The organism is uncultured Tateyamaria sp., assembly GCF_947503705.1.
Lineage (GTDB): Bacteria > Pseudomonadota > Alphaproteobacteria > Rhodobacterales > Rhodobacteraceae > Tateyamaria.
The window spans coordinates 293,161-308,826 of sequence record NZ_CANNES010000003.1 but is presented as its reverse complement, the minus strand read 5'-3'; the positions used below and the strand labels follow the sequence as shown (position 1 = coordinate 308,826).

The following is a 15,666-nucleotide window of genomic DNA, read 5'->3' as shown; positions in this document are numbered from 1 at the left end:
CCATGAAAATCGGCATCTTGCAAACCGGCCATGTGGCGGAGGAGTTGATCCCCGACAATGGCAACTACCCTGAAATCTTTGCTCGTTTTCTGGACAGTCAGGGATTGGAATTTGATAACTACGCCGTGGTTGATGGCGACTTCCCTACCGGTCCCGATGCCGCCGACGGGTGGCTGATCACAGGATCAAAATTCGGCGCTTACGAAGATTTGCCCTGGATTGCCCCGTTAGAGGATCTCATCCGCGAGATTTACGCCACCGACCGCCCGATGATCGGTGTCTGTTTTGGCCATCAGATCATCGCCCAGGCCCTGGGCGGAAGGGTCGAAAAGTTCAGCGGCGGATGGTCTGTCGGAGCACAGGCTTACCAATTGAACGGCGAGGATGTGACGCTCAATGCCTGGCACCAGGATCAGGTGGTTGAGCGCCCCGCCGACGCCACTGTCGTCTCGTCCACTGCGTTTTGCGAGAATGCGGCGCTGGTATATGGCGACAAGGTATTTACCATCCAGCCACATCCCGAGATTGACCGCGCCTATTTGCAGGGCCTTTTGGATGTGCGGGCCCCCGGTGTGGTGCCCGAACCCTTGCGTCAGGACGCCATGGACCAGTTGGACACCCCCACCGACAGTGCTCGCCTTGCGGACATGTTTGCGCTGTTTTTCAAGGAAAAGAGGATCGCATGAGCGACTGGATGGAAACACTGCCGCCGCATGCGCGCGCCTACCTTGAACAACGGCGGCTGGACGAGGTCGAGTGCATCATTTCCGACCTGCCCGGCATTGCGCGCGGCAAGGCGGTGCCTGCGTCTAAATTTGCCCGCCAGGACTATTTTCACCTGCCTGACAGCATCTTTTACCAGACCATCACCGGGGATTGGGGCGAGGCCGCAGGCGATGACGGGTTCATTGAAAAGGACATGATCCTGAAACCGGACATGAGCACCGCAACGGCCGCCCCCTGGACGGGCGATTGGACCTTGCAGGTGATCCATGACGCCTATGACCGCGATGGCACGCCGGTGCCCTTTTCCCCGCGCAACGTGTTGAAACGGGTGGTCCAGCTTTATCGCGATCAAGGGTGGGAGCCTGTGGTGGCCCCGGAAATGGAGTTCTTCCTGATCGCCCGCAACCTTGATCCGGCGCAAGAAATCCAGCCCATGACGGGCCGCTCTGGCCGCCCTGCGGCAGCGCGTCAGGCCTATTCCATGACCGCGGTGGACGAGTTTGGGCCGGTCATCGACGACATCTATGACTTTGCCGAAGCCCAGGGGTTCGAGATCGATGGCATCACCCAGGAAGGCGGGGCCGGTCAGCTTGAGATCAACCTGCAACACGGCGATCCGCTGAAACTGGCGGATGAGGTGTTTTACTTCAAACGGCTGATCCGCGAGGCGGCGCTGCGGCACGATTGCTTTGCCACCTTCATGGCCAAACCGATCGAGGATGAGCCGGGCAGTGCCATGCATATTCACCACTCGATCCTGGACATCAAAGATGGCACCAACATCTTTGCCGGGCCACAAGGCGGCGAGACAGATGCCTTTTTTCATTTCATCGCAGGCTTGCAGAACCACCTGCCAGCGGCGCTGGCCGTCATGGCGCCCTATGTCAACAGCTATCGCCGTTATGTCAAAGATCACGCTGCCCCGATCAACCTCGCCTGGGGCCGCGACAACCGCACAACGGGCATCCGCGTGCCCCTGTCGCAGCCGAACGCGCGGCGCGTGGAAAACCGGATCGCAGGCATGGATTGCAACCCCTACCTCGGCATCGCTGCCTCCCTCGCCTGCGGCTATCTGGGCCTGATGGAGGGCAAGCGCCCCTCGCCCGAGTTCAAGGGCGACGCCTATGAAGGGGACGGCGATATTCCACGCGTGCTGGGCTCGGCCCTCGCGCTCTTTGACGAAACCGAAGCCCTGCACGCGGTGCTGGGCCCCGATTTTGCCCGGGTCTATTCCATCGTTAAACGGGCCGAATATGACGAGTTCCTGCAGGTGATTTCGCCCTGGGAGCGCGAGCATCTGCTGCTGAACGTCTAAGCGGCTTATCGGCCCTCCGGGGGGCAGTATTTATAGGAACAATGAAGCGAAAGGGCGCGCGTGAACCTGCTTTATGCCAACGATACGGCCGGGTCCTATCCGGACAGCTGGTATGCCGCCACTACCCCCTTGGCGCCGCCGCGCGCCGCCTTGCGGGGGGATGTGCGTGCCGATGTCTGTGTCATCGGTGCGGGCTATACCGGGTTGTCGGCGGCGCTCCATCTGGCCAAGGCCGGACGACGGGTCGTGGTTGTCGAGGCGCAGCGCGTGGGCTTTGGCGCCTCAGGGCGCAATGGCGGGCAACTTGGCTCGGGCCAGCGGGTCGAACAGCCCCATCTGGAGGCAATGCTGGGCCAGGAGGACGCCCGAAAACTGTGGGACCTGGGGCAAGACGCCAAGGCTCTGGTCAAGGCCTTGATCGCGGATCACGAGATCGGCTGCTACCTGAAACCCGGCATAGCCTGGACTGCCGAAAGCGCAAGCGACGTTGACGATTTGCATCGCTATGCCGACCACATGGGCATGCACTATGACTATCCGGTCGATGTGCTGTCGTCCGAGGACTTTGCCGCATTGTGCCCGTCGCCTGCTTACAAAGGCGGGGTCGTGGATTGGGACGCGGGGCATTTGCACCCGTTGCGCTACGCTCTGGGCCTTGCCCAGGCCGTTGAGGCGGCAGGCGGTGTCATCCATGAAAACAGCGCCGTCGCCCACGTGGATCACGGCACACCCGCAACCATCCGAACGCAGGACGGCACACTTGTGGCCGACCAGGTGATCTTTGCCTGCAACGGCTACCTTGGCGGGCTGGATGGCCGCGTGGCTGCTCGGGTGATGCCCATCAACAACTTTGTCGCTGCAACCGCCCCTTTGGGGGACGAGGCCGCTCGCGTTCTGACGCGGGATATTGCTGTTTCGGACGGGCGCTTTGTGGTGAATTACTTTCGGCTCAGCCATGATGGCCGCCTGCTCTTTGGTGGCGGCGAAAGTTATGGCTACCGCTTCCCAAGCGACATCCGGACGGTCATCCGCAAACCCATGTTGCAGATTTTCCCGCATCTGGCGGATGTGCCGCTGGATTACGCCTGGGGCGGCACGCTTGCCATCACGATGAAACGCTTGCCCTATCTGGTGCGGGTGGCGCCCAATGCCCTGTCGGCTTCGGGCTATTCCGGTCACGGGGTCGGCACGGCCACCCATGCGGGCAAGCTGATGGCGGATGCGATCGCTGGTGACAGCGATGGTTTTGACACGATGGCGGCCATCCCGACCGTGCCGTTCCCCGGCGGTCCGCGCATGCGCAGCCCGCTGCTTGCGCTGGCCATGACCTGGTACAGCCTGCGCGACCGTATCGGCATCTAACTGCTTTTTCAGGCTTCAAACGGCCCATCTGTCCTGCGTTTTACAGGCGCGGCGCAGAAAGTGGCTTGATTTATACGGCCCCTCATTTAAGGAAAGCGACAGTAAAGCATAAGGAAACCTAAATATGACTTTGCCAGACATGCACAGCGCAGAACCCATTCCGCCCACCGCACGGGTCGAGATCGACAGGCTTTTGCAGTCGGGGGACCTGTTTCGCTACACCGCGCCGTCAGATGCACCCGTGGCCCTGCTAGAGGCAGAATTCGCAGAGCTCATGGGCAGCCGCTTTGCCCTTGCGGTCTCGTCCTGCTCCGCTGCGCTGTTCTTGTCGCTCAAGGCGCTGGATCTGCCCCGTGATGCGCGCGTGTTGATACCCGGTTTCACCTTTGCCGCCGTGCCCTCGGCCGTGATCCACGCCGATTGCCGCCCCGTTTTGTGTGAAGTAGGCGAGAATTACCGCATCGACATCGACGATTTCGCCGCCAAACTGCCCGGTGTGCACGCCGTGATCGTCAGCCACATGCGGGGCCATACCTCAGACATGGATGCCATCATCGCGCTTTGCGAGGCTGCCGATGTGCCCATGATCGAGGATGCCGCCCATTCACTTGGCACTACCTGGAATGGCGCCAAGATCGGCACGATGGGCCGCGTGGGCTGTTTTTCGTTTCAGTCCTACAAGATGATCAACGCCGGCGAAGGCGGGATCATGATCACGAATGACGCCGATCTGGTGGCCCGCGCGATCATCATGTCGGGCGCATACGAGCATAACTGGAAAAAGCACCCGGTGTTGCAGAATGCCTTTGCCACGCACCAAAACAGACTGCCCCTCTATAACCTGCGTCTGTCGAACCTGTCAGCGGCCGTGATCCGGCCCCAAATTCCGCATCTGGCACAACGGGTGATCGACGGGCGGCGCAATCACGACCATGTGGCCGATTTGCTGGCGAACAGCCCCTTTATCTCCGTTCCGGACCCTTTGCCGGGCGAGGTTCGGGCACCGGATTCCATTCAGTTCAACCTTGTAGGCATGAACGATGACGAGGTGCACCGCTTTGTTGCGGCAGCAGGTGCGGCAGGCGTAAAGGTGCAGGTTTTCGGGTTGAGCGACGACAACGCGCGCGCCTTCTGGAATTGGCAGTTCATCCCTGATCTGCCCGAACTGCCGCGCACGCGCGCGATGCTGATGCGGGCCTGCGATGTGCGGCTGCCGGTGCATTTACCGGTGGATATGTTGGATGCGGTGGCGGATGTGATCCTGGATGCTGTCGCAGACGCTACAACGCCAACGCGCGCCTTTGGCACCTGAGAGGCATCGCGGGGGACACCCCAGCCTTACCGGCGCAACTCACGTGATTGTTCCCTTTTGAGGGCCGTCGTCCTAGGCTGTACAGATGACAGACTTCGCGAATGGCGCCGCCTTCTTCGACGGCCGGGTCGTGCCCTTGGCCGACGCGGGCCTGCCCCTGACCGATTGGGGGCTGACCCATTCCGACATTGCCTATGACGTGGTGCCGGTCTGGCAGGGCGCGTTCTTTCGGCTGGAGGACTATGTCGACCGGTTTGAGGCCTCGATGGCCGCAGCGCGCATGGATGTGGGGCGCGATCGGTCCGGCATCATAACCGCCTTGCACCAGATGGTGGCGGCGACCGGAATGGCCGATGCCTATGTTGCGATGGTGGCTGCGCGCGGGCGCAACCCCGTCCCAGGCAGCCGCGATCCCCGCGACTGCATCAACCATTTCTATGCCTGGTGCGTCCCTTACGTGCATATCGTTTCGCCCAAAGCCGCCGAAACTGGCACTTCCGTCTGGATTGCGAAATCCGTGCGGCGCATCCCGCAAGACAGCGTGAACCCAAGGGTCAAGAACTACCATTGGGGCGATTTCACATCTGGCCTGTTTGAGGCCAAGGATAACGGGTTCGAGACGACGATGCTGCTGGACCATGCGGGCAACGTGACCGAAGGGCCGGGGTTTAACGTCTTTGCGGTGTTCGGGAATACGGTGGTCACCTCGGATCACGGGGTCTTGCACGGGATCACCCGGCAAACCGTGCTTGAGATGTGCGATGCGACCGGGCTTGCCACCGAGACAAGAGCCCTACCCCTCGCCGAGTTGCTGGAAGCGGACGAGGTGTTCCTGTCTTCTTCGGGCGGCGGGGTGATCCCGGTTGCGCGGGTCGATGATCGGTTCTTCTCCAACGGGCGCGCCGGGCCCACCGCGCTTGCCTTGCGGAAACGCTATTTCAACTGGATCGGGCAGGACAAATTCCGCACGGCTGTGCAGCACCCGTAAGGCGTAGCTGGCGGTGCACCACCCGTGCCGTCGCTGCCGCTCAGGACAGTTTGGACAGCTTGTCCTGCAATTCCGCCAATTGCTTCTTGATGGCGTCCAAATCCTCGCCACCGTCTTTGGCATCCGCGGCAGGTTCCGCCTCAGATGACGGGCCAGACCACTGACCCAAACCACCGGTCATAGCCTTCATAAAGGCTTGTTGCTGGGCCTGCATGGCCTCAAAACCCGGCATTTTTGTCATCGGGTTGATGGCCCCCATACCTTCGATCATCTTGCTTTGCCCATCGCGCAGCATGTCAAACGAGGCTTGCAGGAATTGGGGCACAACGCTTGCCCCGCCTCCCATATAGCTGCGCACCAGATCGTTCAGCACATCCACAGGCAGAACGCTTTCGCCCCGGCTCTCATGTTCGGCAATGATCTGCAGCAGATACTGCCGGGTCAGGTCGTCCCCGGTTTTCAGGTCAACAATCTGCACCTCGCGACCATCCCTGATAAAGCCCGAGATGTCCTCAAGCGTCACATAATCGCTGGTCTCGGTGTTGTAGAGGCGGCGACTGGCATAGCGTTTGATCAACAAAGGTGCTGGTTTTTCTGTCACGTGCCTTCTCCCCGATACGGCGTGCTGCGTTGCAGCTTAGGCGCAGCCGATCGAAAAAGAAAGCGTGGTGCACAAGGCGCCGGGAATTAGGCCAGGTGACGGTGTGCCAAGGCCGAAGTTGCCCCCGGTGCATGCGGTGCCAGACAGGCGGCAATGGCCGTTTCGAAGGGCGTCGATTGAAAGGCGGGCAGCGCCGCTTCAAGCTTGGATTGATCCACGCGGTGCGGCACGTCCCAAAGATAGCGCATCTCCATAACCTCTCGAACAAGCGGGGAAAACAGCCCCATGAGGCGCATCACAGACCACGGCATGGACGCAACGCGCATACGTTTGCCCGTGACCGCCTCGACCGCTGCAATCAGCGTGTCACCGTCCACGGCATAACCGCCAAAACCAAACTCTTCGAACTGACCCAGACTGGATCGGATGTCGGCCAGTTCCACCATCGCCCGCGCCATATCAGGAAGATACGCCCACGTATGCACCACACCGCGCGCGCCTGGATAGGTCAGCTTGCCGGTCCAGGCCTTTGCCGCGATATGGCTGTCAAACCAGTTGCCCGTCCGCTCTGCCTCCAGAAAATCGCCGCCCCGCAGCACAATCGTCTGAACCCCACTCTCGCGATAGGCCGTCTCCATACGAATACGGATGCGCCCCTTTCGGGTTTGCGCACGCCAGGGCGTCGTCTCAGACAGGACAGGCGGCATATCGGCCCCGTAGTTGTACACATTGCCCGGGATCATCACCGTCGCACCGCTGACGCGCGCAGCCTCCAGAACTGCATCGGTCAGGCGCGGAACCTGCACAGACCATTCCGGATAGGGCGGGTTCAGCGCGTTGACAATCACGTCATGGCCCATCACAGCCTGGGTCAGGGCCGAGGCATCGTCACATGACAGTGCAACGCGGTGCGCCGCCCGGTCGGCGTCAGGCCAATGGCGGGCCTGCTCTGTCACGGTCCAGCCTGCCGCCTTGAATGCGGTCGCAACCGCGCGCCCAAACCGGCCCTTGGCCCCTAGAATGATCACCGATGGCATCTGCTTTCCTCTCGCTCTGATGTGGTGAAGCATAGATATTCTATCTAAAATCAAATATCATTCCGCCAAAATCAGATAATTCATTCCAAAAATGGATACCTCATGCCCTCTCTCGACTGGTCCTTCGTGCAATCCTTTGCGGCTGTGGCCGAACACGGATCCCTTTCCGCTGCCGCACGCGCGCTTGGCAGTAGCCAACCAACGCTCAGCCGTCATATCGCCAACCTCGAAGAGGTGATCGGCACGCGGCTTTTTGATCGCGGACGTGGCGGCATGGCGTTGACGCAGGCCGGCCACGATCTGGTTGCCCATGCCACCCAGATGGCAGATGCCGCTGCCCGGTTTGAGCTCAGCCGTGACGGCCATGATGTCGATGTGCACGGCACCGTGCGGATCACGGCCAGCCAGATCGTGGCCTGCTATCTCTTGCCACAGGTCCTGCCCGCACTGCGTCAGGCCCATCCCGGCATCGCAATTGAGGTGGTCGCCTCCGACCTGTCCGAGAACCTGTTGCGGCGCGAGGCGGACATCGCGCTGCGCATGTACCGGCCCACGCAATTGGACGTCATTTCAAAACATATCGGGGATACAGCCATCGGCGCTTACGCGGCCCACGATTACATCGCACGGCGCGGCATGCCCGAAACGGTCCAGGATTTCGCAGGCCACGATTTGATCGGCTATGACCGCAGCACCTTGATCATCGACGGCATGCGGGCTGCTGGGCTGGATGTGACGCGCGACAGCTTTGCGTTTCGGTGTGATGATCAGGTCGTCTGCTGGAACATGACACTGGCGGGGTGCGGCATTGGGTTCGGGCAATTCCTCATGGGCGATCCAGACCCTCGGGTCAAACGCGTCTCAGGCAATGCGCCGGTGGCAAGCCTGCCGATTTGGCTCACCGCTCATGCCGAGTTGCGCAGCAGCGCACGGGTGCGCCGTGTTTACGACTGGCTGGCAGAAAACCTGATCCAAACGTAAAAAAGGCGGGCCCACATGGGACCCGCCGACAGTCATCGCACCAATTCAGGGAGGAAAGGCGGTGCGATAATCTGGATGCGCTTACTTGGCAGCGGCTTTTTTCGCAGCAGCGGTCATGTCGCCTGTGGCTTTCTTGACAACAGCCTGAGCGTCTTCGCTCATGTCTTTGCCAGCGGCCATCATCAGCTCAACGGTGTCCATCTGCACTTTTTTCGCAACTTCGGCGAAGGCGGCCATGTGCTCGGCTGTGACTTCAGCATAGGACGACGCGAAATCGGTCATCGCTTTGGCATAGTCGGCAGGCTCGGCTTTTGCTTTGGACATGTCGCCCAGTTTCGCCAGAGTTTCTTTGGTCCACTTGGAGGAAATCTCGGTGGATTTCTCAGCGGCGTCGATCGCCACGTGGCTCAGTTTTTCGTTCAGCGTGGACGCTGTTTTGAACGCGTCTTCCATCGACGCTGTGTCCACGGGGAAAGACCCCATAACGTCTTTGAACATTGCTGTCATGTCAGGTGTCTTAGCCATTGTATCGTTCCTTTGTGTTCGCTGCGGGCCGATCCCCGCGTTTATTGCGTCTGAAACAATACATAGATGCTGCACCGCAGCATTGCAAGCTTTTTTCTGCATCGCAGCATGAAATTGTGCAGCTGCAGAAAAACGGCCCGAAAATCAGGGCTTTGCCTTAACCTCGACATACGTGCCAGGCGCATCACACAGCACAGGATGCGCAGAATCACCCGGAATACGCGCAGGTACCTGGGCTCCTGCCCGCTTTTTCAGCCACTTGCCCCAGCGCGGCCACCACGACCCTTCGGTAAAGTCGGCCGCCTCTGCCCAGTCCTTGTAGTCGAGGTTCAGATCGGGGTTGGTATAGTGGCCGTATTTGTTTTTTGTCGGCGGATTGACGATGCCCGCGATGTGACCCGATTGAGTCATGATGAACGTCTTGTCCTTGGACCCCATCTGCTGCACGCCGCGATAGCTGTCTTTCCAAGGAGCGATGTGATCGGTCTCGCAGGCGATGGCACAGACGGGCACCTCGACGTCGCTGATGCGGAGAGTATGGCCCAACAGGTTGAAGCCGTCCTCGGCCAGTTCATTGCGCTGACACAGACCGCGCAGATATTGCATCGCCATCTTGGCAGGCAGGTTCGCCCCATCCCCGTTCCAATACAAAAGGTCAAAGGCGGGCGGCGTTTCGCCCATCATATAGCTTTTGATGGCCGGCGTATAAACAAGGTCGTTCGAGCGCAAAAACGTAAACGTCCGCGCCATGATGACGGAAGGCAAGATGCCCTTGTCTGCACATTCCGCCTCAATCCCGTCGATAAAGTCATCCGTAAGGAAGGGGGCAAATTCGCCCTGATCCCCGAAATCCGTCAGAGCCGTAAAGAAGGTGGCCGATTTCACCGATTTGTCGCCGCGCTGCTTGAGCAGGCTCAGCGTCAGGGTCAGGGTGGTGCCGGCAATACAGTAGCCAATGGCATTGACCTGTTTTTCGCCGGTGATGGCCTTGGCCTCGCGGATGGCAGCCAGATAGCCATCTTCGATATAGTCCTCCATCCCCACATCGGCATAGGCGCCGTCAGGGTTCACCCAGGACACAACAAAGAGCGTGTGGCCCTGATCGACCAGCCATTTGACCATGCTGTTTTGCTGTTTCAGGTCGAGGATATAGAACTTGTTGATCCACGGCGGGAACAGGACGATAGGCGTCTTGTGCACCGTCTCCGTGGTGGGCGTGTACTGGATCAGCTCCATCATACGGTTGCGATAGATGACCTTGCCGGGCGTGGTGGCGATGTTGCCGCCCAACTCAAACGCACTTTCGTCGGCCAGTTTGACGATCAACTCGCCATTGTTGGATTCCAGATCCGCGATCAGGTTCTCGAGCCCCTTGATCAGGGACTGCCCTTCGGTCGCCACCGCCTTTTCCAGCGCATCGGGGTTGGTGGCCAGAAAGTTGGTCGGGCTCATCATGTCCACGATCTGGCGCGAGAAATAGGCCAGACGCTGCTTTTCCTTGTCGTCCATATCCGACACGTTCTCGACGGCCTTGGTGATGGCGTCGGCGTTGATCAGATACTGCTGTTTGACATAGTTGAAATAGGGGTGGCTGTCCCAGAGCGGATTGGCAAAGCGGCGGTCCTTGGGGCCCGGATCTGCGGGGGCCTGCAACTTGCCACTGGCCAGCGCCTTTTGGGCGTCGACAAAGTGGGTGACGGACTTGGACCAGAACTGCAACTGATGCTCCAGCACCTTGGCCGGGTCGCGCAGTGCTTCGGACCAGTAGGCGCTGGCCGCCTTGGCAAACAGCTCCTGATTCGGGCCATCCAGGGCGGCATTATGCGTGCTGCGGTGCGTCAAAACCTGAGTGAGTCGCTGGGTCAGGTCCTCAACTTTACGGAGATTTGTGTTCAATTTGTCGAGGTTTTCGCCCGTCACAGCACCATCGGTGGTGTCATTGGTTGTCATATTAACGTCTTCCTCGTAGTGTTTGCACATGCAGCATCCGACGCAGTCCGGATGACTTGCGTATATGGTCGCATGTTTCAGGGGGCAAAGCGACAAACCGTCCGGGGTGCCGCGCATTCCGGGCCCCTAGGGTACGAAGGAATGTACGATGCGGTTTATGATCAGCTACGACTTGATGGAAACGATGCGCACCACGAACCAGTGGCTCGGGGCAACGGCCCAGGCCATCGGATCCTATCCCGCCTTTGCCATGATGCCCAACCCCGGCCTGCAATGGATGAGCGCCTGGGGTGAAGTGACCGAGCGTACCTTCCAGCGCATGGTGGTCAAGCCTGACTGGGGCATCCCCTCGGTCACGGGCGAGGATGGCAAGGACCATCTGGTAAGCGTCGAGATCGAAGTGCCCGGCGCCTTTGGCGACCTCATCCACTTCAAGGTCGCCGGTCGCGAGGAACGCAAACGCAAGGTTCTGCTGGTGGCCCCCATGTCAGGCCACTATGCGACGCTGCTACGCTCGACCGTCATGTCGCTCTTGCCCGATTGCGAGGTCTACATCACCGACTGGCACAACGCCCGCGACATCCCCGTCAGCGCCGGCAAATTCGATGTCGAAGATTACACGCTCTATCTGGTGGATTTCATGCGCCACATGGGCCCCGACACCCACGTGATCGCCGTGTGCCAACCGGCCCCCCTGACGCTGGCCGCAACCGCCTATCTGGCCGCAGAAGACCCCAAGGCGCAGCCGCGGTCCCTGACCCTGATCGGCGGGCCCATCGACCCGGATGCCAATGCCACCGACGTGACCGACTTTGGCCGCCGGGTGACAATGGGCCAGCTTGAGGAAATGATGATCCAGCGGGTGGGCTTCAAATATCCGGGCGTGGGGCGGATGGTCTATCCGGGCCTTTTACAGCTGCAATCCTTCATGTCGATGAATGCCGAGAAACACTCGAAGGCGTTTACCGACCAGATCAGCGCCGTGGCGCGGGGTGTGGCGGGTGATCATGACAAACACAACAAATTCTACGACGAATATCTGGCCGTCATGGACATGACGGCGGAATTCTACCTCTCCACCGTCGAACGCATCTTCAAGGATGCCGAAATTGCCAAAAACCAGTTCACGGTCGCAGGCAAACCCGTTGATATCGGCAAGATCACGACCGTGGCGGTCAAGACCGTCGAAGGCGGGGCTGATGACATCTCTGCTCCCGGCCAGTGCATCGCGGCCCTGGACCTCTGCACCGGCCTGCCGGACGAGAAAAAGGCAAGCCATGTGGAACCCGGTGCGGGTCACTACGGCATCTTTGCGGGCAAAAGCTGGCGCAACAATATCCGGCCTCTGGTGCTGGAATTCATCGACGCCAATTCGCCCAAATCCACCAAGAAAGCGGCCAACAAAAACAAGGCCGCCTAGGCGTTATGGCAGGCGTTGATCTCCCCTTCGCCTGCGATTGCAATGTTTTGCGCGGCACCCTGTTGGATGTCAGCCCGCGCAACGGCAACCGCACCGACTGTTACTGCCACGATTGCCGGTCCGCCGAGGTTTTTGCAGGCCAACCGGATCCAGCACCCGGGCCAGTTGGGATATTTCAAACAACGCCAGACCGCGTGCGCTTCGACGCCGGGCTCGACCAACTCGCCGTCTTTTCCTTCTCGGAAACCGGGATTTTGCGCTGGCAGGCGCAATGCTGTGGGGCAACGCTTTTCAACACCTTACGCCGACCCAAGATCGCATTTGCCGCCTTTCGCACCGATCGTTTGAGCGATGACAGCCCCCTGGGACCGGTCGTCACCCGCGCCTTTGTGCGCAAAGCCAACGGCAAACGCGGGCACGAGGGGTTTGGGCGCTCCCTGCTTGGCCTGGTGTCAAACGCAGGTCCTGCGCTGATCACAGGACGATGGAAAAAGACGCCGTTTTTTGACCTCCAGACCGGCACGCCCGTGCGCGAGGTCTATGTGGTCAGCGCGGCCGAGCGCGCAGCACTTGATCTGCCCAAGCGCTAGCGCCCAACGATGGCGGAGGACACCTCCGCCTTACGGGCGCAGCCGTATCTGTTGCGAAAAACCCTGAAAGCATCCCCGTAAGGCGCACCTATTGGTGCGCCCCCGCGGCGCAGCATCACCGCCGGGCGGCATCCAGTTGTGCCCAAGGCCGCTGATCCGGCACGTGCAGGCTCAGAACATCCCCCACGGCAAAGCGCCCTGCCCGCTCGACCCAGGCGGTCACGCCCCGCCGTCCCTTGGCCGCCGCCTTGTAGCGATTGCCGAAACCTGCCGCTTCTCGCTCGATCTCGCGGGCGGGCAAGGTACAGGGGCGGTTCTCCATATCAATGGTCAAGGCCGCGCCAGAGGGCGCCAGCAGCCGCGACGACGGTGGCACATGGGTGAAATCAGGCAAGCCTTCTAACACCATCGAGGCCCCGATCAGCACCGGGTCAATCGCCGACATCCCCATTTCTGCCGCCGTTTCGGCCAGTTCTTCGGCGCTGACAATGCTCAGCTGCCGCGTGTTTCGAATGACCGACCCTTTGGGATATTGCGATTTCACCCGCGAACAGGACAGGCGGGTTGCACCACCGTGATCCTCGTTTGGAAACCCGTCCAACGTCGCTTCAACCGCATCCACAGGCACCGCGCGCAGGCTGGCGCCACGATCCGGCACGTGGCCCAACCAGATGATACGGGCGGAGAATGACGTGGGTTTAAGGGCGGGCATCGGGCGGTTCTCCTGCGGTTTCACCGCTCTATATCGCGTCCAAGCCCATGAGTTCCAATGACAAATCGTGGCCGAGGTTTCAAACCCTGTGATGTAAGCCACAACACGCGCAGCCCTCTGGTGCAGAAATGAAAAAACCCGCCGATATGGCGGGTTTTTCCGAATTTTGCGTGCCAATCCTCAGGTAGAAGGTTCAGGCTCCATCCCGCCATCGCCCGAAGGATCGGACTTCTTCTTGGCTTTCGGGATCGCGGTCAGGCTCGGTTTCTTCTCTTCGACCTTCGATCCGCCATCCTCATCATCGGGCGCGTGGGGCGGCTCGCCGCGCATAACGCGCTCGATCTCTTCGCCGGTCAAGGTCTCATATTCCAGCAGGCCTTGGGCCAGACGCTCAAACTCCTGCTCATTCTCCTGAATGACCTTCAACGCCCAATCATAGCCGTCCTGAATGAACCGCTGCACTTCCTGCTCCACCAATTCCTTGGTGTTGGCCGAAACCGAGAAACCGCCGGTGTTGCCAGTATAGCCTTGAGCCGCTTCGGAATAGTCGATGTTGCCGACCTTGTCCGACATGCCCCATTGCAGAACCATGGCACGGGCCAGGGCCGAAGCTTGCTGGATGTCGCCTGCCGGCCCGTTGGACACCGAATCCGGCCCGTATTTGTGGATTTCAGCCGCCTTGCCCGCCATGGTCATCGCCAGACGCTGGTGGCATTCATCCTTGAACATGTTGAGGCGATCCATCTCGGGCAGGCTCATCACCATACCCAATGCACCACCACGTGGAATGATCGTGGCCTTATAGACCGGATCACATTTGGGCAGCAGGTGACCGACCAGGGCGTGACCCGCCTCGTGATAGGCCGTCATTTCCTTTTGTTCGGGCGTCATGACCATGCTGCGGCGCTCTGGTCCCATCATGACCTTGTCCTTGGCCGCCTCAAAATCAACCATTGTCACGAACCGACGTCCGATCCGCGCCGCGGTCAAGGCAGCTTCGTTCACCAGGTTGGCGAGGTCCGCACCCGAGAAACCAGGCGTGCCGCGCGCGATGATGCGCAGGTCAACGTCAGGGCCCAGCGGGGTCTTGCGGGCATGGACGCCAAGGATCTTTTCGCGGCCCTTGATGTCGGGATTGCCCACGGTGACCTGACGGTCAAAGCGGCCCGGACGCAGCAGCGCAGGGTCCAACACGTCCTTGCGGTTGGTGGCCGCAATGATGATCACGCCTTCGTTCGCTTCAAAACCGTCCATCTCGACCAGCAGCTGGTTGAGGGTCTGTTCACGCTCGTCATTGCCGCCGCCATAGCCGGCACCACGATGGCGACCGACCGCGTCAATCTCGTCGATGAAAACGATGCAAGGCGCGTTTTTCTTGGCCTGCTCAAACATGTCACGGACACGGGAGGCACCCACACCAACAAACATCTCGACGAAATCAGAGCCGGAGATGGTGAAGAACGGCACACCAGCCTCACCGGCCACAGCACGGGCCAGCAACGTTTTACCCGTGCCCGGAGGGCCCACAAGCAACGCGCCCTTGGGAATTTTGCCGCCAAGGCGCGAGAATTTCTGCGGGTTGCGCAGGAACTCGACAATCTCGTCCAGCTCATCCTTGGCCTCGTCAATGCCCGCCACGTCGTCAAATGTCACCCGGCCATGCTTTTCGGTCAGCATCTTGGCCTTTGATTTGCCAAAGCCCATGGCGCCACCTTTGCCGCCACCCTGCATCCGGTTCATGAAATAGACCCAGACGCCGATAAGCAGCAGGAAAGGAAGCAGCGACACCAGGAAAGTCTGGAACCCGGATTGCTGTTGCTGTTCGGCCCGCACGGGGATGTCATTGGCGATCAAGAGGTCGGTGACTTCGGCGTCTTCGGGCTTGATGGTCACGAAGTCTTCGGTGCCCCGGCGAAAGCGCACTTGCTCGCCATCCAGCGTGACATTGCTGACAGAACCGTCCTCAACCGCGTCCACAAACTCAGAATAGCTGATTTCGCGGCTTTGCATCGTATTGCCAGAGCCGCCAAACAGGTTGAACAGCGCCAGGATCAGTAGAAACAGAACGACCCAAAAGGCGATATTGCGTGCATTTCCCAAGGAAATTCTCCCGATAAGTTCAGACTGCGACGCATCACGTGCAGTGT

The 15,666-nt window shown here is 60.1% G+C and carries 14 protein-coding genes; 8 read left to right on the top strand and 6 right to left on the bottom strand.

What is annotated here, in order from left to right:
* Positions 1 to 2 precede the first annotated feature (2 nt).
* The 5 genes from Q1A44_RS10140 to Q1A44_RS10120 all read left to right on the top strand — a co-directional run bounded on the left by Q1A44_RS10140 (position 3) and on the right by Q1A44_RS10120 (position 5,703).
* Positions 3 to 686 carry a type 1 glutamine amidotransferase gene (locus Q1A44_RS10140; RefSeq protein WP_299623902.1) on the top strand — a complete coding sequence of 228 codons (684 nt, stop codon included), beginning with the start codon at positions 3 to 5 and terminating at the stop codon, positions 684 to 686.
* Complete coding sequence (locus Q1A44_RS10135) at positions 683 to 2,041, top strand: glutamine synthetase family protein (RefSeq protein ID WP_299623899.1); 1,359 nt, start codon at positions 683 to 685, stop codon at positions 2,039 to 2,041. The genes Q1A44_RS10140 and Q1A44_RS10135 overlap by 4 nt, the downstream gene beginning before the upstream one ends.
* A 60-nt stretch (positions 2,042 to 2,101) precedes the next feature.
* A complete protein-coding gene (locus Q1A44_RS10130; protein WP_299623896.1) occupies positions 2,102 to 3,403 on the top strand; it encodes an FAD-binding oxidoreductase in 1,302 nt (433 codons plus the stop codon).
* Between the two features lie 124 nt (positions 3,404 to 3,527).
* Positions 3,528 to 4,715, top strand: coding sequence for an aminotransferase class I/II-fold pyridoxal phosphate-dependent enzyme (locus Q1A44_RS10125; protein ID WP_299623893.1), 1,188 nt, complete (start codon positions 3,528 to 3,530; stop codon positions 4,713 to 4,715).
* Positions 4,716 to 4,800: 85 nt separating this feature from the next.
* Positions 4,801 to 5,703 (top strand): aminotransferase class IV, encoded by a 903-nt coding sequence (locus Q1A44_RS10120; protein ID WP_299623890.1) that lies wholly within the window; start codon positions 4,801 to 4,803, stop codon positions 5,701 to 5,703.
* Between the two features lie 40 nt (positions 5,704 to 5,743).
* Here Q1A44_RS10120 and phaR read toward each other — a convergent pair whose 3' ends face one another.
* Both phaR and Q1A44_RS10110 read right to left on the bottom strand, forming a co-directional pair.
* Complete coding sequence (gene phaR / locus Q1A44_RS10115; RefSeq protein ID WP_299623887.1) at positions 5,744 to 6,304, bottom strand: polyhydroxyalkanoate synthesis repressor PhaR; 561 nt, start codon at positions 6,302 to 6,304, stop codon at positions 5,744 to 5,746.
* 86 nt (positions 6,305 to 6,390) lie between these two features.
* Entirely contained in the window at positions 6,391 to 7,341 is a 951-nt protein-coding gene (locus Q1A44_RS10110) for an NAD(P)H-binding protein (protein WP_299623884.1), read from the bottom strand.
* 102 nt (positions 7,342 to 7,443) lie between these two features.
* Between Q1A44_RS10110 and Q1A44_RS10105 the strand changes: the two genes are divergently transcribed.
* Positions 7,444 to 8,322, top strand: coding sequence for a LysR family transcriptional regulator (locus Q1A44_RS10105; RefSeq protein ID WP_299623881.1), 879 nt, complete (start codon positions 7,444 to 7,446; stop codon positions 8,320 to 8,322).
* An 81-nt stretch (positions 8,323 to 8,403) separates the two neighbouring features.
* Here Q1A44_RS10105 and Q1A44_RS10100 read toward each other — a convergent pair whose 3' ends face one another.
* Together Q1A44_RS10100 and phaC are read right to left on the bottom strand one after the other, a co-directional pair.
* On the bottom strand, positions 8,404 to 8,847 hold the full coding sequence (locus tag Q1A44_RS10100; protein ID WP_299623878.1) for a phasin family protein: 444 nt from the start codon (positions 8,845 to 8,847) through the stop codon (positions 8,404 to 8,406).
* Between the two features lie 144 nt (positions 8,848 to 8,991).
* Positions 8,992 to 10,797, bottom strand: a complete 1,806-nt coding sequence (gene phaC, locus Q1A44_RS10095) for a class I poly(R)-hydroxyalkanoic acid synthase (protein WP_299623875.1) — start codon at positions 10,795 to 10,797, stop codon at positions 8,992 to 8,994.
* A 148-nt stretch (positions 10,798 to 10,945) separates the two neighbouring features.
* Between phaC and phaZ the strand changes: the two genes are divergently transcribed.
* Positions 10,946 to 12,217 (top strand): polyhydroxyalkanoate depolymerase, encoded by a 1,272-nt coding sequence (phaZ, locus tag Q1A44_RS10090; protein WP_299623872.1) that lies wholly within the window; start codon positions 10,946 to 10,948, stop codon positions 12,215 to 12,217.
* A 5-nt stretch (positions 12,218 to 12,222) separates the two neighbouring features.
* Positions 12,223 to 12,807: a DUF6151 family protein gene (locus tag Q1A44_RS10085; protein ID WP_299623869.1), complete on the top strand. Its 585-nt coding sequence runs from the start codon at positions 12,223 to 12,225 to the stop codon at positions 12,805 to 12,807.
* Positions 12,808 to 12,922: 115 nt separating this feature from the next.
* Here Q1A44_RS10085 and Q1A44_RS10080 read toward each other — a convergent pair whose 3' ends face one another.
* A complete protein-coding gene (locus Q1A44_RS10080; protein ID WP_299623866.1) occupies positions 12,923 to 13,519 on the bottom strand; it encodes a sulfurase in 597 nt (198 codons plus the stop codon).
* 180 nt (positions 13,520 to 13,699) lie between these two features.
* Entirely contained in the window at positions 13,700 to 15,619 is a 1,920-nt protein-coding gene (gene ftsH / locus Q1A44_RS10075; RefSeq protein WP_299623863.1) for an ATP-dependent zinc metalloprotease FtsH, read from the bottom strand.
* Positions 15,620 to 15,666 lie beyond the last annotated feature (47 nt).